A 21,690-nucleotide genomic window follows, 5' to 3' on the forward strand; every position below is an offset into this window, starting at 1 on the left:
ACGACTGGCCTGCTTGGACAAGGTTGACGTAAAGGTTGACGTAAAGGTTGACGCCTAAGTGACCGGTGCTGCAAACAGGTCGTGCTCACCACTCGCCATGAACTCAACCTCAATGAAGTTACCCGGCTCAAGCTCCCAGGCGCCATCGATGATGACGGTGCCATCGATCTCCGGGGCATCGGCATAGCTGCGCGCGATCACCTGCTCTTCGTGAACCTCATCGACGAGCACGATCTCGCGGCTGCCGACACGCTGCGCAAGCTTGTCGCGACTGATCTCCGCCTGCAGGGCCATGAAGCGTTGCCGGCGTTCTTCCTTCAGCGCCTCTGGCACCGGATCGGCGAGTGCATTGGCCGCAGCACCGGCAACCGCCGAGTAGCTGAAACAGCCGACCCGGTCCAGCTGCGCTTCGCTCAAGAACGCCAGCAATTGCTCGAAATCGGCATCGGTCTCGCCGGGGAAGCCAACGATGAAGGTGCTGCGCAGCGCGAGCTCGGGGCAGATGCGGCGCCACTCCGCAAGCCGATCGAGCACCTTTTCGGTCGCCGCCGGTCGTCGCATCGCCTTCAGCACAGACGGATTGCCGTGCTGCAGCGGCATATCCAGATACGGCAAGATCAGCTCGTCGGCCATCAACGGAATCAGCCGATCCACCTGCGGATAAGGATACACATAGTGTAACCTGATCCAGGCCTGCAGCTCGCCCAAGCTACGGGCCAGGCTCTCGATATCGGTCGTTAGCCGTTTGCCGTTCCAAAAGTCGGCCTGATAGCGCAAATCGACCCCATAAGCGCTGGTGTCTTGGGAGATCACCAGCAACTCGCGAACCCCGGCCTCGACTAAGCGATGCGCCTCATCCAGCACACTGCCGATCGGCCGGCTGACCAGGTCGCCGCGCAAGCTGGGGATGATGCAGAAGCTGCAGCGATGATTGCAGCCCTCGCTGATCTTGATATAGGCAAAGTGATCCGGAGTCAGCTTGATGCCTTGGGGCGGCATCAGGTCGACGAAGGGATTGTAGTCGGGTGCCGGCAGATGGGCGTGAACGGCCTCTAGCACCGCATCCTCAGCATGTGGCCCGGTCACCGCCAAGACATCCGGATGTGCCTCGCGGATCATGTCGCCACGGGCACCCAGGCAGCCAGTCACCACCACCCGTCCGTGCTCGTCCAGCGCCTCGCTGATCGCGTCGAGCGACTCCTCGATTGCCGCATCGATGAAGCCACAGGTGTTGACCACCACCAGATCAGCCCCGGCGTAATCCGCCGCGATCTCATACCCATCGGCCCGCAAGCGCGTCAGGATGCGCTCGGAATCGACCGTTGCCTTGGGGCAGCCGAGACTGATGAATCCCACCTTAGGGATGCTTTTCGTCGCCATGAATTCTGCCTGCGCATAAAACGTCGAGGTGATCGAAACCGGGTCGAGACGGCTGCTTGTGCTACAGCAAGCGTCGCCACGAAACGCCTGACCTGCGTCAAAATTCGTCGAGATACCCTTGACGAATTAGAGTTTGCTTATATACTCATACTCAATCTTCAGCTGTAACGCGAACCAACAGGAGGTTCAATATGTTAGCACCACTCGCAATCGTCGCACTGTTGATCGGTGGCACCCAGGCCGCTCTGGTCGTCTCGGATGGAGACGTTGCCAAGACCGACCAAACACAGGTCATCGAGGTTCAGACCGTCGACACCTTTAGCACCGCCGCCGAGTAAACCTTCCAACAAACCCGTTTGGAGGCCTGTCAAGCAACCGGGCCAACCACACCGATGGTCGGCCCGATTGCTATTGTGGCATTGCCACGGAACCCACAGGGTGATAGCGTGTCTACTAGTCACTAGGGGGCGACATGGCTTCGACGTGGGTCACAAAACCCGAGGTGCATGCCGAGGTGCGGGTTACCTCGTAAATCCAACCGCAAATCTATAGTTGCCAACGACGACAACTACGCTCTCGCTGCTTAAACCCAGTGGGCCTCACACCGTCACTTGCCTGTGGGCGGCGGATTCGTGGGGTAACATCACACAGGATCGCGATAACGGGGGCCTGGACCGAGATCGCTAAAACCTAATTCGGGATCGCTGACCAATCGCCCTGCCCTTCGGGCGGTGGAAGGCTAAAAACAGTAGAACGGGCTAAGCATGTAGTACCAACGGCGGAGGGCTTGCGGACGCGGGTTCGATTCCCGCCGCCTCCACCATTTTAGAAAGTCAAGGCACTGAATCTAAAGGAGAAAAGGAAGCCTCCTCTGTGCTGTACCCACAAAGCTACCCACAAACGAAATTGGATTGTAAGGGTTTTTTTGGCAAAGCTGCTCAGACCTGCAGCAACTCATCTCCCAACTTAGAATCGCATAGCTTGGCGATCTTTTTAGCATACAGCCTGCTTGCCCCAGCCACCTCACACCTCTTGGTGTGACTCCGAAAGCGACAGCCAACCCTCGAACTCGGCCATCGCCGCCCCCTCATTAAATCGCTCCGGGATGTCCTCCCGCTGCTGTACAACACATCGATCCGCTCGACATCACTGGCGCAGTCCGCCCGTGGGATGGTATGCGAGTCAACCAGCAAGATGATGCCGGTAAAATGCCGTCCCGGCGCACCGGTTCGCGCCGAAAGCCGTGTTGCCCGGCCGCCTGCTCGCACTCTGCGCGGACGACGAAGAACTGTGGATACTGCATCGGCGTCATGCGAATATCCGGTAGGCGGGAACCGGAAGGCCGAGATGCTTTTCAACCTTGCTGGCCACCTTCAGGATGCGATGAAGATCAAGACAGCCCAAGGCACACTGATACCCATCCAGGTAACCCTCGCTACGCGGCAATAGGCCGGTGCGCTTGGCGACCAGATAGGCGGCGGTTTCCGCTTCGACCTCGTGCGGCGTCCTCTCGTTGTCCGGATTCAGCGTCAAGCAGTGATCTGCAGACGAGCAGTTGCGACAACCTATCATCGCGATGGATGGCTGTAATCTGTTTGACCATGCGATCATTGCGTCCTGAATTCCCCCACCGAGTCCCCTGATGTCACCGCTGAACGGCGTTTTGCTGGATCTGGCCACCATCGACCAAGGCGACCTTGATCTGTCCCCGTTGGACCGCGTGTGCGGCGCTTGGCGACGCTATCCGCAGACGGAACCGCCCCAGATCCTGGATCACCTCGGCGATGCGCAGATTGCGGTGACCAACAAGGTGGCCTTGGATCGCGCTGCGCTGACCTCGGCTCCCTCCCTGCGACTGATCTGCATTGCCGCAACCGGCACCAACCATGTCGACCTGAACGCGGCGCGCGAGCAAGGCATCGCGGTGGCGAACATGGTGCGCTATGCCACCCCGGCGGTGGTGCAGCATGTGTTCGCGCTCATCCTGGCGCTGACGACACGCCTTCCCGAGTATCACCGCGCGGTCGCCAGCGGCGCCTGGCAGCAGCATGATCGCTTCTGCCTGATGGACTACCCCATTCGCGAACTGGCCGGACGGACCCTCGGCATTCTCGGCTATGGCGAGTTGGGTCAGGCCGTTGCCCGGGTGGCTGAGGCCTTCGGGATGCAGGTGCTTGTCGCTCAGCGCCCCGGTGGCGAGACGCGCGAGGGCCGAGTGGTGCTCGAGCAGCTGTTGCCGCAGGTCGATGTGTTGAGCCTGCACTGCCCGCTCACCGACACCACACGCGGCCTGATCGGCGCGCGCGAGCTGGGGCTGATGCGTCGCGACGCCCTGCTGATCAATACCGCTCGCGGCGCCATTGTCGATGAATCGGCGCTGGCCGAGGCCCTACGCCTTGGCGCCATCGGTGGCGCCGGCGTCGATGTGCTGAGCACCGAGCCGCCGCGTGGGGGCAATCCGCTGCTGACGCCGGGCATCCCCAACCTGATCGTCACGCCGCATATCGCCTGGGCCAGCCGCGAGGCACGGCAGCGCGTGGTGGAGGAGATCGCAACGAATATCGAGGCCTTTTGGGCGGGGATTGCGCACAATCGGGTGTAGGGCTGCCGACATGGGTTTGTCTGGCTCTTTGAGTTCGCGTGCAACTCAGCAGAGCCAAAATCGCTCCGTGATCAGCCTCTATGATCGGCACGTCAGTCGATAGAATCGCTGACAGTCATGGGCCATTCGTCGGCTGCCCAGTCGGCAGCTTCCTGTGCATCTTGGAACGGGCCTTCTAGCGCGCCATCTGGCGTATGCACGAGCCAGACATAGGTAACGTCGTTCTGCTCGATGCAATAGGTCCCCTGAGACGTATCGAACTCATAGCGGGTGCCGTTTTCACTGGGATCGCTCCAGTTGTCGAGCAAGCGCATACGGGAGACCAGATCTTCAGGTTCGGCATTGGCTGCGACCATCTGACGGCGCAGCCTGTCAATCTGGCGCAGGTATTCGGCATTTTCGGCGAGACGGTACGGGTCTTGCTCGCTGCGGCGCCAACGGCAGTAGTTCTCCATAGCGCGGTCGTAGCGGGCTTGGAGGTCGACGGCCAACTGGCTGGTAGCTGGTTTGACAGCGGTGTTCATCGTCGATCGGTTTAGTTGGCTGCTGGGCGGACGAACAGTGCCTTAAGCGGCAACAAAAGTCGCTGAAAGCTGAAGAGATGGCATCAGAGCGTACCAGGCGGTATCGTCGGATGTCGACAAAAACGCCTAACCGTCCCGCCCATGTCCGGATCTCGAACTCGATGCGATCTTCTCCGACAACCCTTAAAGCAATCAGTCTCTACACCGGCGTCGGAGGCCTTGATTTCGGGTTCGAGGCCGCAGGATTTGAGACCATAGCTGCGCTGGAACTCGATAGTACCGCATGCTCAACTTTGCGCCTAAACCGAAGCTGGACCGTGCTCGAAGGTGACATCCATGGCTTTAGCTCGGAAGCGATCCTGAGCGCAGCAGGCATCAAGCCCGGTGACGCCGACATTCTGATTGCTGGGCCACCCTGCCAACCGTTCTCGAAATCAGGCTACTGGGCAAGAGGCGATGCGCTGCGACTCGATGATCCTCGCGCAGACACCCTCACCGCTTTTCTGCGTGTGCTTCGTGACGCACGACCAAGCGCTTTTCTCCTCGAGAATGTCTATGGGTTGGCTTACAAGGACAAGGACGAAGGCCTGCGCTACCTGCTCCAAGGTATTGAAAAGATCAACCGAGAAACCGGTACCTGCTACCAAGTCACCTCTGAGATGCTCAACGCCGCGCAGTTCGGTGTCCCTCAGCTTCGTGAACGGTTCTTCTTGGTCGGAAGCCGTGACGGCACCGTATTCAAGTTCCCGACGCCAACCCACTGCGCAGCTGACAACGAGGCGCTGCTCGCCGAAGGGCTGTCGCCATATCGAACAGCCTGGGACGCGATTGGCGATCTGCCAAGCAACCCGAACGATCCATCCCTGCAAGCAGGCGGAAAATGGGCTGATCTGCTGCCTTCCATCCCGGAGGGGCGCAACTACCTCTGGCATACAAACCGAGGTGGCGGTGAGCCGCTGTTTGGCTGGCGGACGCGCTACTGGAGCTTCATGCTCAAGCTGTCCAAGCGCCTGCCTTCATGGACGATTCAGGCTCAGCCCGGCTCATCCATCGGCCCTTTTCATTGGAGCAACAGGAAGCTCACGGCCGAGGAGATGTGCCGAATCCAAACGTTCCCGGACGGATTGCACTTTGACTGTGGCCGAACCGACATCCAGAAGATGATCGGCAATGCGGTTCCGTCACTGCTGGCCGAGGTGCTTGCGCGTGAGATTCGCCACCAACTCCTTGGTGACCGAACGGCCCGAGAGACCCTCAAGCTGCTGCCCCCAGTGCGAACGCCTGTCCCAAAGCCAGAGACCGTCCTGCCGCTGGCGGAAAAGTATCATCACTTGATCGGTGAGCATCCAGATCACCCCGGAGAGCGAAGGAGCACCAAGAAAAGCGTTCGGTCTAAGTCGGAGCGTCAATCCAATCTCTTCGACAGTCTGCCAGCACTAGGGTGAGTTGACGGGACCCGAGGCGGCATTAGCACTTAGGATCGCCGCTCCAAGACGCCCTCTTCAATCAAGAGATCGAAATGGCGCACCACAGCACTCGCCATCGGACCTTGAACGCGCAGCCCCATCTCAAGATTCTCAAGAAGCCCCGCTTGGGTAAGATTTGCTGATGTCACGAGGGCATCGTGGTGGTCTGCGACGATGACTTTCGCATGGAGCTTTCGGTCGTAGCGGTACCCGCTCTTGTCTTTGACCTTGGTGAGCGTTTCGCTCCAACTATAGACCTCACGCGTTGCTTCCTCGAGGCCTGCTGGCCAACGTTCATCGAGGGCAGCGAAGTTATCCAGACCACCAGATTTTTCACCCGGATCAAACACAAAGCGAACGCTGACCCCATCCATCGCTTTCTGAACCAAGCGTTCAATCAACGCCTTGACCTGGATTGTGCTCGTCACCAACCAATAGCCGACGATGAGCAGCTCCGTCTCTGCACCGGCCACGATCTCGTTCACAACGGCCTCGGTCCGGCGGACCGCAGAGCCAGCCACTTCTGGCCCTGTCCACACGGTATCAACCAAGTGGGCGCGGCTTTGTGCGAGCCGATAACAGGCGAGACTCGCGTTCATCATTGCAGTCACGTCCAAGGCGCCAAGATGAGGCGCGCTCGAACCCCACGCCTTCAGGAACGCTGCAAGATGGTGGGTGCCGGGTGACCCCTTCAGTACGGCACCAATCGCGATCGGGCCACTGTCGGCGGTCAGCAGGCCCGATGCGAGCGCCGCTAGAATCGCGTCCGCAACGGATGGATTGGCAGCAATTTGGCCAACCAGCTTGGCGCATGCCTGTGCAAAGGCATCCGGGGCGGTTGTGGTCATTCCCAACCAAGGTGCTTTGGCGTGAAGAAGGCCAGGTTCTGGGTGGCGACCGTCGGCACAAGCAGCGACCGATCGAGCCAAGCATTGTAGGTTTCGCAGCTGGTCTCGGGGACCAGTACGCAGGCGTGGCAAGCCGCGCCATTGCTGCTTTGATGACGCTCCGGATCATGGCTGGCACAGAGCGGATCAGAGGAGCAGCGCGTCACATCACGCAGGGCATCTTGCAGGAGACCGCCAAGACGCTCAGGCGTACCAAGATCGATCAGTCCGCCAAGGCTCCCTTCGGAATCGGGGCTCGCGGTGTACAACAAGACGCCACTCATTTCGCGACCGTCTTCGATCGACGAGTAGATGCGCTCACGAATCGAAGCCCCCGAATAACCACAGTCGAGCGCGAGGGCTCGCATGACCGCGTGTGCGAAGGTGTGGAGGACGATGAAGCGGGATTTCTCGCGGATCTCGCGCTCAGTCGGTGGACTGATCGTTTCCTGGTCTTCCTCCCTGTTTGCGTGAGCCTCCAGCATGGCTCTGACACGAATCCCCACAGCCGGCGTTGTCGACCAAGCATCCAGAACGGCACTGCGAAACTCGAAAAAGAGCCCTTCGCCACGAACCTCAACCGCTGGTAACCAGTCGAGTACCGGGTTCCGGGAGATCGGCGCGATGTCGACCTCCTCCCCATCTCCGCCAAAGGGTCCGCCTTTCGATTCGAGACGGGTAAAGCCGGTCAGTGCACGCACCTCGAGCAGCTTCCTGACCTGGATCACGGACGCTAGGACGTCGTGCAACTTCTCCGGGACCTCGGCCTTTTGCGAAAAGAAGTCTGAACGCTCGCCCTGACTGTATCCATCTGGATCTCTCAACGCCTCCCATTCCGGAAGAAGGAGATCAATCTCGTCTGTCTCGCACTCACCGCGGCTCTTGAGAATGGACTCCAAAATCGCATCCCGTGCACCCGCGTAGTCTTCCAGCTCAGGAATCTTCTTTGCGAGTAGAGTCCAGAACTTATCCAAATCGTCAGCATTGTTGATCAACTCTAGGATGTCAGGGTCCGCTTTATTCAGTAGCTTCCCAATCGGTGTGGCGGCGTCCTTAATGGACAAGGCACTGCGCACCACAGGAAACCAAGAGTTCGTCGCGCCACGCTGAAGTGTTTCAGCGAGATCAGCGTGCTCACAGGCCTTGTCGACATCCTTTGGCCCGAGCCACGGCCGCCTCCGGCGACAGGTACCGACGACCTCGTGCTTCTTCTCCCCGAAGGCATCCCCGACACTGCGCTTTTCGCCGCACTTGCAGTGCACCATCAGATCGCGCACGGTTCCGGTTTTGCCCATCGACTTCAGCTGCATCGGCTGCTTACAGCTCGTCGGACCGCGATGGGCAAACTCCCGCCACGGAAAATCGTCCATATGCCCGCTTGGACAGGCCACGATGAACGGTGCCGGGTTGACCGGAGACTTCCCACCGCAAAGCTCGCATAAGAAGACTGGCCGCTTCTCATGTCGCTTGAACATCTGTTCAGAGGGCTCAGAGAGCGTCCCGCACTGTGGGTTTGAACAGACTTGATAGCGAGGAAACAGATAGGCCGGCAGTGTGCCTGGCTTTTTGTTGTATTCACCGAACGCCGGTGGGGCCGAATAAAAGCACTTGACCTTCAGATTGCGCTCTAGTCGCGGCTCCTGGATGCGCTGCTCATCGGCCTTCTGCCACTCGTCCACCCCTGCGACGACGACGGACAAGGTCTGCAGATCAACAATCGCGCCTGGCCCAAAGGTGGTGATGACCTGGCTCGGCCGTACCTCGCCAACGGGTTTCTTGCTCACGACAACGACTCCTCATCATCCGCCAAGAAGAAGGTGGCTGTCGGTTCAACATCGCGGAGCGAATTGGGAGCAGCCCATTTCCCCCCTTTCGCCTCGCCGAGATTGCGGAACAAGCGGTGGTGCGCGACATCCGCGTCAGCCTGCTTGCTCGATTTCTTCTTCGAGTAAGAGACCGAGGCGTTCTTGAGCTGGCTCCAGCTATCGCTTTGTTCATTCAAGATGCTGCGGACATGATCACCCTGCGCGGCTAACGCCGTCAGTGCCGTCGCGCGATCCGCAATGGCCTTGATTGTGTCCTTGGCCCAAGGCGCCGTCGGCACGAACTTGTTGGCAGAGAATTCCTCAGAAGCCTGTGTCTGGCCAAGCCGCTGTGTCGCACCGAACATGGCGTGTAGACCGCGGTCCAGGGCACGCGAAGAAAAGGGCGTGACGCTGATGGGTTCGACGTAGCGGTAGAAGGCCGCGTGATAGCTCTTGAAGCGTTCATAGTGCGAGATGTCGCGCGGCGACACCCAGTTGTACATGGTCACCACCAGGCCGGGATGCTGACGCCCAACACGGCTTGTCGCTTGGATGTATTCGGACGTGGTCTTGGGCTGCCCGGTACACACCATCAGACCGAGCCGATCGATATCGACACCCACCGAGATCATGTTGGTCGCCAGCAGGACATCGACCGGATAGGGCTTGCCCTTCTCGCCCTTCGCCGGCCGCGGAAAGGTCACATCCATACGTTTCAGAAGCGGTGGAATCTCCCAGGACCGCAATCGGCTGGTGAGCTCTTTGGGTTCACTCAGGTAGCGCTTATGCCGGCGCTCACGATGCAGCGCAACCTTATCGCGTTGGGCGAGGTAGAAGAGTCGCCGCAAGGCAACGTCGTCTTCGACCAGCCGCTTGGCGCCTCCGAGGGCGCGCAGACTATTGAAATAGCCAACCAGGGTGCCATAAGGATCGCCGGACTGGGCAATGGCAGGATCGACCAGGTAGTCGAGACCCGCATGTAATAAGGCGGCATACACGCGGACAAGCAGTGTCTTTGAGCTCGAGCCGCTCGCATTCACACCCACATACAGCCGTCCAGCGGTGACATCGCTGGTCTGGTTGTTTTCATCCTGTGTCGCGACTTCACGCGCGAAGAACGAATCCTTGGAACTCAGGCCGCTCGGGGGGAACACCTGAAGGTCACGATTATAGAGCTGGCGAACCTGCTGGGCGGCGCGACGGATCGTCGCCGTCGATGCAATCACCTTCGATGGCACGGTCGCGCCAGATTCCTTCTGCACACGGCTGAGGAAATCGACGGCCGTCTCATAGAGCCCCACCATGGTCCCCAGCGGACCAGAGATCAGGTGCAGCTCGTCCTGGATGATGAGTTCTGGCGGGAGCAGACGCGCTGCCTTCTTCGCATCCTTACATTGCTTGCCGCCTGGCTTGTTGCCATGCGCCGGGGTGATGTGCCCCAGGGTCGGGCTGTATCGATCGCGGATTCCGAACAACGCCTGGGTACGACCCTCAAAGGTCATGCGCGCGAATTTGTCCACGGTAGCGATGACGATCGAGGGACAGGTTCTGTAGAGTTCCTCATCGACCACGACGACCGGCACGCCTTCGCCCTGAGACTTCTTCGCCGACATCTCGCAACGGAAGTTCGGGCAGAACACCCGAATGCGCTGAGCGTCGTTATCAACCGTGTAGGCCGCCCCATTGGGCACGCCCCGATCGTTCGCCAACGCTTCGCCGCAGCGGGGGCAAGATAAGAGCTGAACGGGGCTGCCGCCGTCCGTATAGTTTCTCGTCTTCAGGTCTTCAATTGCCTTTTTGGCACCCTGAAACCGATTCGGTGCTGTTTTGTCACCGACCCAAAGCCCGATCCGATAGGGCTCTTGCCCCAACGCCTTCTCGCGCCGGCGGATCACCTCGCAAGCACAGACCAACGCGGCTGCACGCTGAAACTGCTGCACCGTCAACAAGCGCAAGGTGTAGCGCATGATGACCGACACCCCTGCGCCAGCCTCCATGCCATCACGGTCGCCGACGAGCCGGCGATAGAAGAGCGTAAAGGCCGCGAGGCCCAAGTAGGCTTCGGTCTTACCGCCGCCGGTCGGAAACCAGAGCAGGTCGACCAAGGTGCGGTCGCTGCTCTCGTCATCGGCGACACCGAGCAGGTTGAGCAAGAAGAATCCGAGCTGGAACGGGCGCCACTGGTGATTCTTCTCGATCCATAACGCAGCGATATCGGTGCGCTCACCTTTGGCTTGGTTCTGCTTCGCCCAGATGGCGTGCACGCGCTGATCGGCCATCGCCTCATTGGCCAGGCAGAAGGCCGTGCGCGCTTTGGCGCTGCTTTTCAGCAGCTCGAGACCCTTCCTCATCCGCTCAGCCGCAGTGTCGCAATTGATCAGCTGAAACTTAGCCGCCTCGCGGTGAAGGGGGTGGTCCTTGATCGCGGGCGCTTCCGCCTCTTTGCGGCGTTCTTTGATCCAACCCTCGTACTGGACCACCAGAGGCTCCAGGGCCGCGTAGAGTTCTTCCGGATCATCCAGCTTGGAGAGCGCCAACATATCGAGGAGCGCACCGCCGGCGATATCGTTGGCGGCGATCACCTTGGGCACCTCATAGCTCGGGATGAACTCTGTGCGGACGCTCGAGACAGCAGTACCCTCAGGTGTCAGGCCATCCCACTCTGCTGCCACACCATGGCCTGTCGCGAATTCACGGCTGTGACGATACAGGAGGTTATTGGCCTGAGCCTCGCCATCCGCTGAGCCCTCCTGGTCAAGGTGGATGTCGTCTTTGGCGAGGAAGGCTGCACTGCCATCGCTCGCCCGCACTTCCATCCGGGCTTGCATGAGGAACTGTTGGTCCTTCTCAGAATCGCCTTGCTCGCCCTTCTGACGCTGGTTGACCAGGAACAGGCTGACGGCGCGCTGACCGCGAATCTCGTAGACCACGCCTTGCACGCAGACGTCGGCCTCCGCGAGACCTTCCACGCGAACACCAGCTTTTAACGCTTCCTCTGGGTGCAGTTTGACCTCGGCAACGGGCCGCCCCTTCTTGGAGACATCGAGGCCACGGACGACTCCGGACCGCTGCTCGCGACGCCAAACGAACTTGGAGCGTTGCGGGGCGTCCCACTGGGCTTCCTGTTGTTCGCTCTCGCTTGCCCCTTCCGCTGTGGGACGTTCAGGGGCCTCCTCAGCGCGGAGATATTGTCCCCATTCAATGTGCACGTCGACTTTGTCGCAGGTGTCATTGAGCACGAAGGACAGTCCCATCGAGGACGGCATGAAACCGAGAACCTGGGGAGGCTCGAAGCTTGCCTCGCCCGTCTCGCCATCCTCATCGTCGCCGGTCGGGAGCGCATTGTTTTCGACGGCGTCGATCTTCAATTCTTGGGGGGCAAGACGACCGACAATATAGCGAGCCGTTGGAAACTCTTCGCTTGGATCGGTTTCATCTTCCAGGTGCCAAGGGCCTGTGAGTTCTCTGCGGAGAGCATCGACTATTTGGTCACGAACGTCGCGCATGGCGGCGGGGTTAGGGGTTATATCTTGACTACTCATATCCTATTCCCTGTGTCGGAGCAGAACTCAAGGCATTCTCGATATACTTGCATCAGCTCACGCCTTCTCCATCACTCACTCCAAATAGCCTCATGGTCGGGTTGGCAGTTTTCTTTGATCGCATTGGTGCCGAGTTCTTGGGTAGCCTCATGCTTAGCCCCTGATCTTTTTCCTCCAAAGCACGCTCACCGTTCAGCACGTAGAGCCTATCAATTACCTCGTCCGCGAATTCCCCAACCAAACCTTCGCCGTGGTCATCCGAGTCGCAGAAAGAAGGAACTTCGATGTCTCCCCAACCGTAAATTTCCAGTACTGAGCGATCCATAGCCTCATGCAAACGTTGCAGATTAATTACACGACTATCGGTGCAGTCGCAGTCCTTTAGTGCGTTATATGTTTTTGTTAGGCCTTGGCCGGTTTCCATCATGAACTCGGCACGAGCCTCATATAGCCTCTGACCTACCAGCTCTAGCTGAGCAATCGGTTCGTGAGGGTTCCGTGTTGGAAAAGGAAAGGGAGCGAAGCAATCGGTTGCCGAGTAGTTGAGACCAGTCCCAAGTGTTGATGAAAGAAGCCTAGTCCAGCATTCATGAATTCGAGATTGCATAATCGCGAAGGCCGAGAAAGACCTCAAAGGAAAAACGTAAACTTTATCGCTAAAAATGCGATTTGTTGGCTGAAATGAAAGCATTAAGTGCTTCGTGACTCGCGCGGTCGCCAGGCAGCGGTCTAATGGTGCGATTGCGGCATAGAGAGCATCCGAACGAAGGGCATGTTGCCACCAATACTTCTTGCCGTGTTTTCCGGGCCCGTGGTCCTTTGCCTTCTCGCGTTCTGGCTTAACGCGCTCTTCGAGTATTCTCAATAAGCGGGGCCATTTCTTGGCCTCTTCAAATGACATTGAGCCAAAGTTGATTACGTAGCGATTGTGCGCCTGGGTGGCAGAAGTATTAATTTCATCACCGCCGATGAATGGAAATAGACGGCTTAGATTATGCGGGTCTCTCGCTAAGCACTCGTATTCAGATTGTTCAAGGATAAAGCCTGACCCTCTCAAGCCTGTTCCCATGAAGCTGCAGTGCTGATTGGCACTGAGGGGCTTCGGGTCTGGCCTTTCAGGCTTGGGCCGAAGCCTAGAGTTGATCGCCGATACCTTTTTGCCATCAAGCAGCAGTTGCATGCCATCTTGAGCTGCTGTCCCGACTGCAATGTGAGAAAGTGATACGGAAGTCGACGCATCTCCCGGCCAAAAGAAAGAACGCTCAGCAACATAAATTTTCCCGCCTGCTTGAACGATCGGCTGCAATCCACCGGAGCGCGTATCACCCTGGCAGAGCGTGTTGGTTGCGAGCATTCCGAGGGCTCCATCACTGCCCAGAAGCGCGAATGCTCTCCTGAAGAAATACGCGGATAAGTCAACCTGACCCTGAACTCCGTCGAAGACTGTCTTAAGCCACTGCTGGTATGCTGGGCCACCGAGGTATTGCGATAGCGGCGTACCTCCCAGAAACGGCGGATTCCCAACAAACCCCTTTATGCAGGCAATGCTATGGGCCTCGCAATTTAAGAGCGGATCTTTTCGATCCCGATAGAAAACCTCTGGAAACTCTAACCACCAGTGAAAAGGCACATGCAGATTTCTTATATCGTCGACCAAACGCTCGATAGAACTATCAGCGGTAGCATCACCTTCCAGCCATCTGCGAACAATATCTTCACGTGATTGACGTTCTGCTAGTCGAGTATTGTCCTTGGCTTTAGCAAAGAATGCTCCAATGCACAAGTCGGCGATGCGTCGTAGTTTCTCAGTCGCGTCGTTGGCATCGAAGAGTCGCTGTGCTTTGATTTTTTGTCCTTCCGGAGTCGAATCCGCAGCAAGCTTATGAAGCTCCTGTCGAATTGTAACGACCTCATCAAGCGTCCGCCTAATCTCCAGCTCAAGGAAGCTCAGTTGCTTCTCCGGTTTCCAGTGGAAGGCTCTGATCTGCTTAAGGTCGAGCCCGACGAGCGCGTCACCATGCCGCAAGTTATGGTCTAGAAATGTAAAAGGAAGGTCACGGGCCAGGGTGAATAGCCAGAGCGATAGTTTGGCCAACGGGACCGCCATGGGATTTTTATCCACACCGTACAAGCACCGTTGCGCCACGAGTCTTCGGGCATGCGCAACCACATCCCCGCCCGGGCAACTAGTGGCAATCATCTCGATCTCGCCGGCGCGCGCCCACGCAGCCACAACCGCATCCGCCAGTTGCCGGCAGCACTCCACCAGGAAAGCGCCCGACCCCATAGCAGGGTCGCAGATCTTCAATTGAAGCAATTGCTCCGCCGTTGGCACCTCACCCAAACAGCGAATAAGCGGCTCCAAGGTCTTGCGAACGATCGGCTCGGTCAATGAGCGCGGCGTGTACTGCGTCCCGGAACGACGGCGCTCCGAGCCTGGCTGAAGCACGTACTGGCCGGTGCTCGCGCGCTGCTCGTGCGCAAGTCCTTTCTTACCCGCTGCCAGCGGCAACAGCGCCTCAAATGCAGCACCCTGATCCTCAGCATTGCTGGCAAAGCCGTCGAGCGCCTTCTTGATCTTCGTCGCCACCGGCTTGTCGAAGCCGCACTCATTCTGCAGCCATTTCACGCGCTGGCCGGCGGGCCTTTCTAGCACGGCCTTGGGCTCTAGCCAGAACTTGGCAGCACCTCGCTTACCGTTGATCTTGATCGCCACCGCAGGCGACTCACAGGCGCAGACGTGATACCCCATCAGTGACTCGTAGACGCTGCCGATCTGCTCCACGTCGAGGGTGCGATAGCTGAGTCGTTGGCCCTGGAAGATCAGCAGGCTGCGGAGCAAGACGAACACCGACCCGTCATCGACGGTAGGTACTTTGACCTCAGCACGCGCCTTCTGGCTGATAATCGGCGCGTTGCTCCCCGTCCAACCCTCGAGGAACGGGTAGCCATGTGGGTCAAAGAGGTCACCCTGACGTGGCGGAATGCGGAAGTCTCCGTGCTCCGCACCCAGGTAGATGGTTCGGCTGAGCGAGATGATGTGGCCCCAAGCGCCGAAGCGATTGTTCATCGAGTCGGGGAAGTTGCCGTGGTCGCGCTGCAGCCTCTCGAACAGCCCAAGGAGGCTCATGCGCTGCGCATAGAGCGGGTGATCGACGGGGAGCAGGCCCCGATCCTCTGCGTAGAGGATGAACACGAGGCGAAGCATGACGGTGAGCAGACCGCAGTAGAGGTGATCCCGATCGCGCTCGAGGGCTTCGCTCAGCAGCCCACTCTTGTCACGTTCAGCCGCGGTTTGAAAGCCTTTGAGGAGCACCTCTAGGCCGCTGAACACCTGCTCAGCCAGATCCTTGGTCACGGTGCCCTGATACTCGCGGCTGCGCCGGAGCAGCGCTGGCAGAGCGTTCTCGTCGCTCACGCCAAACCATTGATTGGCGCACAGCAGCATGATCATCGCATCGAGTATCGGCCGACCGCCGACCGTGGCCATGTCGTCGATGCGGAAGGTGATGTGGCCGGACGACTCACCGTGCGGCGCATAGACCAGGCGGATCACCTCGCGATTGGTCAGGATTCCAATCGGTACTCGACAGTGCCGAAGCAGGCGATCGAACTTTGCGGCGGCCGGGTACGACCAGCTGCCTGTGGTGGTTTCCGGCTTGTCGAGCGGAAGGCCAATGGCAGCGCTGTGATGACCATCCTCAAGTTCAGTGACGTCCCAGAGCAGCGCCACGTACCGAGCGGCCGCATTGGCGGCCGGGCTGCCGGCGCCCTCTGGGGGCTCCGGGTCGTCTTGGCGCAGCAGGCCAAAGGTGGGGCGAATGGTCTGCGGCCCTTCTGGGGCATAGAGGGCGACTGCATCGGGGATCGCGGACTGCGCGTCGAACAGGTCGAGGTCGAAATCCAGCAATCGCTGAAAGAATTGCATCAGGTCCGTGATGCGGCGTGGCGCGTCGTCCGGGCCAGGTGGACACAGCTCACGGAGTGTCTCTTGGACTTCGGGGGGCTGGTGCTGCGCGCAGCCAGCCTCAAGCAATACAGGCTTTGCGACCACCAGGCCATCGGACGCTGTCTGCACGTGGCCCAGCCACTTGTCGTGAAAGAACGCTTCGCTCTTGGTTGCCATGATTCGTCTCTCAGCCCCGGGTTTTCGGCCACAACACGACGAGCCCCACCGGCTCCAAGCGGCGCAGGCTGACCCGATAGAGCGACTTGAGGTCTTCGGGCTCTTCCTGAATCTCGTGCTCGATCGCTTGCAGGCGCTGCTTCATGTAGGCCCTGTCTGCCTCCGCCTGTCTCTGCTCTGCGCGCGTGAGGTCTTCAAACTGGAAGGCGGCGGTTTGCCCGACTTTCAGATCAAGTTCCTCTTCAATGGCGTTGCGCTGACGGCGAAGAATCTCCTCTAACTGGTCCGCTTCTTCGAGCCCGCGCCGTTCAAGGTCGAGCAGTGCTTCCTGGGCGCGTGCGTCGGCCTCGGCTTCCACATACGGCCAAAGATCACCGAACAGTTTCGGCGCTGCTTTGATCACGGTTTGACGGGCAGTGCTGGAAATGCCGTCCAAGGTGGGCGATTCCGCCAGCACTTGCTCGAGGGACTCCAGAGCCCTGCGATCAGCCGCCTCGGCAAACGGCTTCAGCGGCTCGTCGCTTGTCTCCACCCACCTTGCAGCCACACTCACGAGCTGGTCGTGCAGGCGGGAAGCACCGCGACCGAAGAGCGAAAGCCGACCGAATGCGATCACGCGAATCAAGCTGTCGCGGCTGCGGACAATCGTGACCCGGCTCAGGTCGTGGGCCGAGTAACCTTGGGAGAGGAAGCGGCTCAGAATGCGCTTGACGAACGGATGCGACAGATGCAGCTGCGCCGCCGCGCTATTCATCTTGGGTGGCGGCTCGAATAAGACAGGCAGTGGCTCCTGGGCGCGCCAATCGCTGAAGTATTGGTCGCGGCCACGTGGCATGCGCAGGCTGTCCAAGGTCTCCGCCCACGACTCAGGAAGCGTCGGCAGCTTGAAGGCTTCTGCACCTGGAATGGCCCCGGGCGTCGGTTCTAGCGGCTCTGCACCACTGAGTTCTAGGCCAGCGTTGATGGCATCGCGCAGCAGTTTGGGCTCAAACGAGGTGACCTTCTCCGAGCGATCTAGGATCTCGTCCACATGCTCCAACTCGCGGGCAAGTTGTCCCTGAGAAGCACGGACCTGCTCAAGCTCGCTGGTGGCGACGGTCTGTTGTTTCTTCTCCCGCTCGGTCTCCTCGAGCTTGGAGGCCGTCTTGTCGTCGATGCCCTCTTTCTCCAGCTGCGACTCGATGCGCCCCATGATCACAGCACCGAGCGAACCGAGTTCGCGCTGGATGGTGTCGACTTTCTGCGCGAGCTTATCGAGAACGATGTCCTCTTTGCGGTCGGTGTAGACGAAGTAGTGGCAGCGGACCTCGGGTTCGCTCTGCAGCGTGCGATCGATGCGGCCGTTGCGTTGCTCCATGCGTGCCGGGTTCCAGGGCACGTCGTAGTGAAAAAGGTCTGCACAGTGTCCCTGCAGATTGACGCCCTCTCGGGCGGCATCGGTGGCGATCAGGATCCGCACGGGGTGTTCATCGGGCGGGCTGTTGAAGGCCTGCTGAACCTCTGCCCGTTTGTCATCGCCGAGACCACCGTGGAAGACCATCACGCGGCGATGGCCGTCTGCGGTGTGAGCAAGCGCGCGCTGCAGCTGACGCTCGATATAGCGCTTGGTGTCCATCGCTTCGGTAAAGACGATGACGCGGGTGCCAGTCCAGGCTTTGCTGGCCGGATCATCCGGATCAAGGCCGGCCGCCGGGCATTGGTGCTCTCTGACCCAGGATAGAAAACCGAGGATCTTGGCGTCGGGGTCATCCTGATGCTTCTGGGCCAGTTCGCCCATGGCGGTAAGAAGCTGGAGCGCTTGCGCGCTGGGCGGGGCGAGCTTGGACGATGCCGCAGCGACGCGTTCAAGCTCGTCGGCCTCGTCTTCCGACTCGTCGCCATACAGATCATCAAGCTCGAGCTGGTCACGACCCAATGCCGCGATCTCGCGCAGCGCGGAGATACCGCCTTTGCCTGCCGCATGTTTCTTCAGGGTGCGGGCAAATGCGGGAACGCTGCTGAGGAGGCGCTTCTGCAGGTTCACAAGGGCGAGCGCACCGCCTTTCTTGTCTTCCTCGCGCAGATCCCGGTACTGGCTCAGCAGCGTGGCGAGTTCTAACTCGAATGGATGCTTGCCGCCGATGCGCCGTGCGGCGCTCGCGGTGCCCTGCGACGTCGCACCGCGCGTCCATTCAGCCCCATCATGTTTCAGGCTGTGACGAACCAGCTGACGCACGGGATAGGAGCCGCGACCGAGCACCCTCAGGTCTTCTTTCAACCGCCGCACCATGACCGCATCCCGTTGCCTGGAGTCAGTGACGGCAACACCGCGGGTGAAGCGTTGCGGGTCAAGCAGTTCGAGTAGCGCTGCAAAGCTGTTGGAATGGCCGTTGTGGGGCGTGGCGCTGAGAAAGAGACGATTCTCGAAGCGTGGCGCCACATCTCGAATCACCTTGGTGATGTTGGAGTCTGTCGCGTACTGGCCGGCGGAGGCAGGGGCTGCCACATGGGCCTCATCGAGCACGAGGAGGCTGCGCTTCGCGCGATTGCCCAGGACGCTGAGCAAGGGTTCCCGATACTCAGGCCGTCTGAGCAGATCGTGAGAGATGATGAAGCGGTTGTGCGTACTCCAGGGGTTCACCCCGAACCCGCGCTCGCGACGGCGGCGATCGACGAAGGCACGGTTCATGACTTCGAACCCAAGGCCGAAGCGCTTAGACATCTCATCCCGCCACTGAAGACAAACGGATGCGGGGCACGACACCAGGATGAACTCCACCCGCTGACGCAAGATGAGCTCCTGCAGAACCAAGCCGGCCTCGATGGTTTTACCGAGGCCGACGTCATCGGCGATGAAGAGATTAGCACGGGGTAACAACAGCGCCCGCCGGAGCGGCTCAAGCTGGTGCGCCTGGAGCATGATGCCTGCGCGAAACGGCGCCTGGAACAATTCACGATCGGTCGCTGAGACCGAGTTCCACTTGAGGGCATGGAGATAGGCGCCGAACAGTCGCGGCTCATCAACGCCGGAACCGAGCCCACCCATCTTCTGCTCGACAACCGTGGCTCCGAGCTCCATCTCCCAAAGGACCTCGATGGCTTGCCCCTGGTTATCATCATCGAGACATACCGCCTTGATCAGCGTCAGGTGATCGGGCTGCGGTGGCGGAGCAACCTCCTCGACGAGCCACTGACGATGCCGTAATCGAATGACATCACCAGGCTCAGGCGCCTCCCGGCCGCCCCGACTAGCGCCAAACAGCCCTGTTAGCCCCTGATCGCTGCCGGGGTCGCCATCGAAGGCACCAAGCAGGGTGTCGGCGAGCGCCGTGCGGGAGCGCGCGCTATCGTCCAAGCCATGATTCCGACAGGCGCGGCGCAGCTCATCCCGGGTCAAACGCCCGAGCAGAGGGCCAAATCGCATGTCGATCGTGTGTTGGAGATACGCGACCTGCTCAGACCGCGTTTTCTCGGGCAGCGCGACGCCATGCAGGCGAGCGATCTCAGCAAGGCGGGTCCGAGAGAGATCGCCAAGGACGGATTCAAGCGTTGGTTTAGTGGTCATTGGCGACTGCGGAGTCGTGCAACGGGCGACGCGCTGAAAAACGCGCGTCTGAGGGAAATCGACAAGATGGCTTATTGCGGAGCTGAACGCTTCTGGGAGCGCCTGCTCTCAACGCGAGTAGACGGTCGAGCCTTAATCTCAGCGTGGAGCCTTCGGCGTTGCCGCGAGAGTGATCGCGGACGCGGTCGAGGAGGGTTTGTTTGCTCGGGCGAGCGCGGTTCTTCGGTGGCGGTTTGGGAACGATGCCGACGTAGGGGAGTGGCAGGTCATCGAAGCACCGGCAATCCTGCACCGGAACGCTCGGCGGCAGATTGAGGAAAACCCAGGCGTAGAAGCCCGGCTCGCGCGGCACTGCCAGTTGTGTCCCAAGCACCTTTGCGCGCGTCCACAAGCGCGCTGGCTTGACGTAGCTGGTCCCCATCCTCTCTCCATCCCCTGCCCTGTGCGGCGATCCTGAGAATCGTGCCGCGATTTACCCCTTGCGTTTGATACTACGCGCGTCTGCTGCGAGCAAACACTGATCTAAGCCAAGCCTTGAGCTGGCGTCGAGCTTTGCCGACGCCGGAGATCAGTTCCAAGCTAAGCACTCGCACGGGTCAAGCAGCTGTAGTTCGCTGGCTGCGTACTCGACTCGACCTCTGGTCTCTCAGCTCCAAAGATCAGGATGTCCTACCCAGCAGCGCATCAAACTCAGCTTCTCTGCCTTAACGCGCCGCAACGCGCCAAGCCTCGCCAGCGCGTTGAGGCACAGGGGGAAAGAAACGGACGCGACTTAACGCGCCGTTCTTTCTTTCCCTATAGGGCGGCGCGTTATTAGGAAGCGAGTGTCGTTGGCGCCTTGGAAGGGGCATGGTCGAGGTCTTTCGATGTCAACGCGCCGGGCTGATCGAGCCCCTCCTCCGGCGAGCGCTTCAGCTCCACGAAGCTCTCGAAGGCGTAGCCCCTGCGCTTGATCCAGAGCTCCGGCAGATTGGGCAGTGCATAGCTCAGCTTAGCCCTGGCCAGGATCATGATGCTGCTCTCGGGATCGGGCTTGCAGCCGGGGGGCGGTCGCCGGTGGCTCTCGTCATCGGGATTCCAGGCTTGGAGGACGGTGGTCATGCGCGAGCCGTCGGCTAACGCCGATCCCCCTCGGCCACTGTACGGGCCCAGGATCGCAGCGCGGGCAGTCGCCTGACCGGTGTGATGAACGAAACGCACGCAACAGTCCAAGGTGCGAACAATGCGTCGAGCGGAGGTGATCAGGGCCTGTTCGTTGTCATTCACGTCCTGTTCACTGGCGCCGAACGACACCACCGGATCGAAGGTCACCACCGCCGGGCGGTCGTCGCGATGGGCGCGGCCCAGGTCATCGGCGAGACGCGTGAGCACCACGTTGCCCTGGATCAACTGCGTCAGCTTCAGGCTTGAGCCACAGAGATCCCAAAAGATCACACTGTCGAACACGCGGCGGCACTGGACCTCCGACAGTTCGAGGGCGGCCACGATCTCGCGCAGGCGGGCCAGGAGGCGCTCGCGGCGGTCCTCAGCGGTCACGAACAGCGTCCAACCGGGTTGCTCGATCCTCAGGCCCCAGAGCGGCGCGCCGAGCGCGATCATCGCTGCCTCGTAGAGCAGCAGGGTGGTCTTGCCAGTGCCAAAGGGAGCGACTACTTGCGCCACATCGGCATAGAGGTAGCGATCCACAATGCAGCGCGGCGCCAGGGCCGCACCGGCGATCTCCACATCGGACGGGATCAGCACGCGGCGCGACGGTGGTCGGGTCTCGATCCTCGGTCCTTCGGCGACCAGGGCATCCAATTCAGCCTGTGCGC

Annotated in this window: 13 protein-coding genes and 1 other RNA gene; 4 read left to right on the forward strand and 10 right to left on the reverse strand. The window is 60.0% G+C overall.

The features are described from left to right. Positions 1–54 precede the first annotated feature (54 nt). The gene (gene rimO, locus CKO42_RS19970; protein WP_200247895.1) at positions 55–1,380 is read right to left on the reverse strand and encodes a 30S ribosomal protein S12 methylthiotransferase RimO; all 1,326 of its coding nucleotides are present in this window, start codon (positions 1,378–1,380) and stop codon (positions 55–57) included. A 191-nt stretch (positions 1,381–1,571) separates the two neighbouring features. On the opposite strand from rimO, the gene CKO42_RS19975 reads away from it, so the two are divergent. Both CKO42_RS19975 and ssrA read left to right on the forward strand, forming a co-directional pair. Then, positions 1,572–1,718 (forward strand): hypothetical protein, encoded by a 147-nt coding sequence (locus CKO42_RS19975; RefSeq protein ID WP_200247898.1) that lies wholly within the window; start codon positions 1,572–1,574, stop codon positions 1,716–1,718. Positions 1,719–1,843: 125 nt separating this feature from the next. Then, positions 1,844–2,203, forward strand: a transfer-messenger RNA (tmRNA) gene (ssrA, locus tag CKO42_RS19980). A gap of 485 nt (positions 2,204–2,688) precedes the next feature. On the opposite strand, the gene CKO42_RS19985 is transcribed toward ssrA, so the two are convergent. Then, positions 2,689–2,913, reverse strand: coding sequence for a hypothetical protein (locus tag CKO42_RS19985; RefSeq protein ID WP_200247900.1), 225 nt, complete (start codon positions 2,911–2,913; stop codon positions 2,689–2,691). A 109-nt stretch (positions 2,914–3,022) separates the two neighbouring features. Here CKO42_RS19985 and CKO42_RS19990 point away from each other — a divergent pair, with 109 nt between their 5' ends. Beyond that, on the forward strand, positions 3,023–3,982 hold the full coding sequence (locus tag CKO42_RS19990) for a 2-hydroxyacid dehydrogenase (RefSeq protein ID WP_200247903.1): 960 nt from the start codon (positions 3,023–3,025) through the stop codon (positions 3,980–3,982). Positions 3,983–4,074: 92 nt separating this feature from the next. Here the strand turns inward: CKO42_RS19990 and CKO42_RS19995 are convergent, their stop codons facing one another. Further along, the gene (locus tag CKO42_RS19995; protein ID WP_200247906.1) at positions 4,075–4,506 is read right to left on the reverse strand and encodes a hypothetical protein; all 432 of its coding nucleotides are present in this window, start codon (positions 4,504–4,506) and stop codon (positions 4,075–4,077) included. A 161-nt stretch (positions 4,507–4,667) separates the two neighbouring features. Between CKO42_RS19995 and CKO42_RS20000 the strand changes: the two genes are divergently transcribed. After that, the gene (locus tag CKO42_RS20000; protein WP_200247908.1) at positions 4,668–5,951 is read left to right on the forward strand and encodes a DNA cytosine methyltransferase; all 1,284 of its coding nucleotides are present in this window, start codon (positions 4,668–4,670) and stop codon (positions 5,949–5,951) included. Between the two features lie 29 nt (positions 5,952–5,980). Here the strand turns inward: CKO42_RS20000 and drmC are convergent, their stop codons facing one another. The 7 genes from drmC to CKO42_RS20030 all read right to left on the reverse strand — a co-directional run. Further along, a complete protein-coding gene (drmC, locus tag CKO42_RS20005) occupies positions 5,981–6,820 on the reverse strand; it encodes a DISARM system phospholipase D-like protein DrmC (RefSeq protein ID WP_200247911.1) in 840 nt (279 codons plus the stop codon). Continuing rightward, on the reverse strand, positions 6,817–8,643 hold the full coding sequence (gene drmB, locus CKO42_RS20010) for a DrmB family protein (RefSeq protein ID WP_200247913.1): 1,827 nt from the start codon (positions 8,641–8,643) through the stop codon (positions 6,817–6,819). The genes drmC and drmB overlap by 4 nt, the downstream gene beginning before the upstream one ends. Further along, positions 8,640–12,206, reverse strand: coding sequence for a DISARM system helicase DrmA (drmA, locus tag CKO42_RS20015; protein WP_207148784.1), 3,567 nt, complete (start codon positions 12,204–12,206; stop codon positions 8,640–8,642). Before drmA ends, drmB begins: the two co-directional genes overlap by 4 nt. Before the next feature lie 52 nt (positions 12,207–12,258). Then, positions 12,259–16,332, reverse strand: coding sequence for a DNA methyltransferase (locus tag CKO42_RS20020; protein WP_200247917.1), 4,074 nt, complete (start codon positions 16,330–16,332; stop codon positions 12,259–12,261). 10 nt (positions 16,333–16,342) lie between these two features. Next, entirely contained in the window at positions 16,343–19,876 is a 3,534-nt protein-coding gene (drmD, locus tag CKO42_RS20025; RefSeq protein WP_200247919.1) for a DISARM system SNF2-like helicase DrmD, read from the reverse strand. Beyond that, the gene (locus CKO42_RS28605) at positions 19,866–20,297 is read right to left on the reverse strand and encodes a GIY-YIG nuclease family protein (RefSeq protein ID WP_420844337.1); all 432 of its coding nucleotides are present in this window, start codon (positions 20,295–20,297) and stop codon (positions 19,866–19,868) included. The genes drmD and CKO42_RS28605 overlap by 11 nt, the downstream gene beginning before the upstream one ends. Positions 20,298–20,689: 392 nt before the next feature. After that, a partial coding sequence (locus CKO42_RS20030) for an AAA family ATPase (RefSeq protein WP_200247921.1) occupies positions 20,690–21,690 on the reverse strand: 1,001 nt, incomplete at its 5' end.

Origin of the sequence: Lamprobacter modestohalophilus (genome assembly GCF_016583905.1) — a bacterium.
In the GTDB taxonomy this organism is placed as follows: domain Bacteria; phylum Pseudomonadota; class Gammaproteobacteria; order Chromatiales; family Chromatiaceae; genus Lamprobacter; species Lamprobacter modestohalophilus.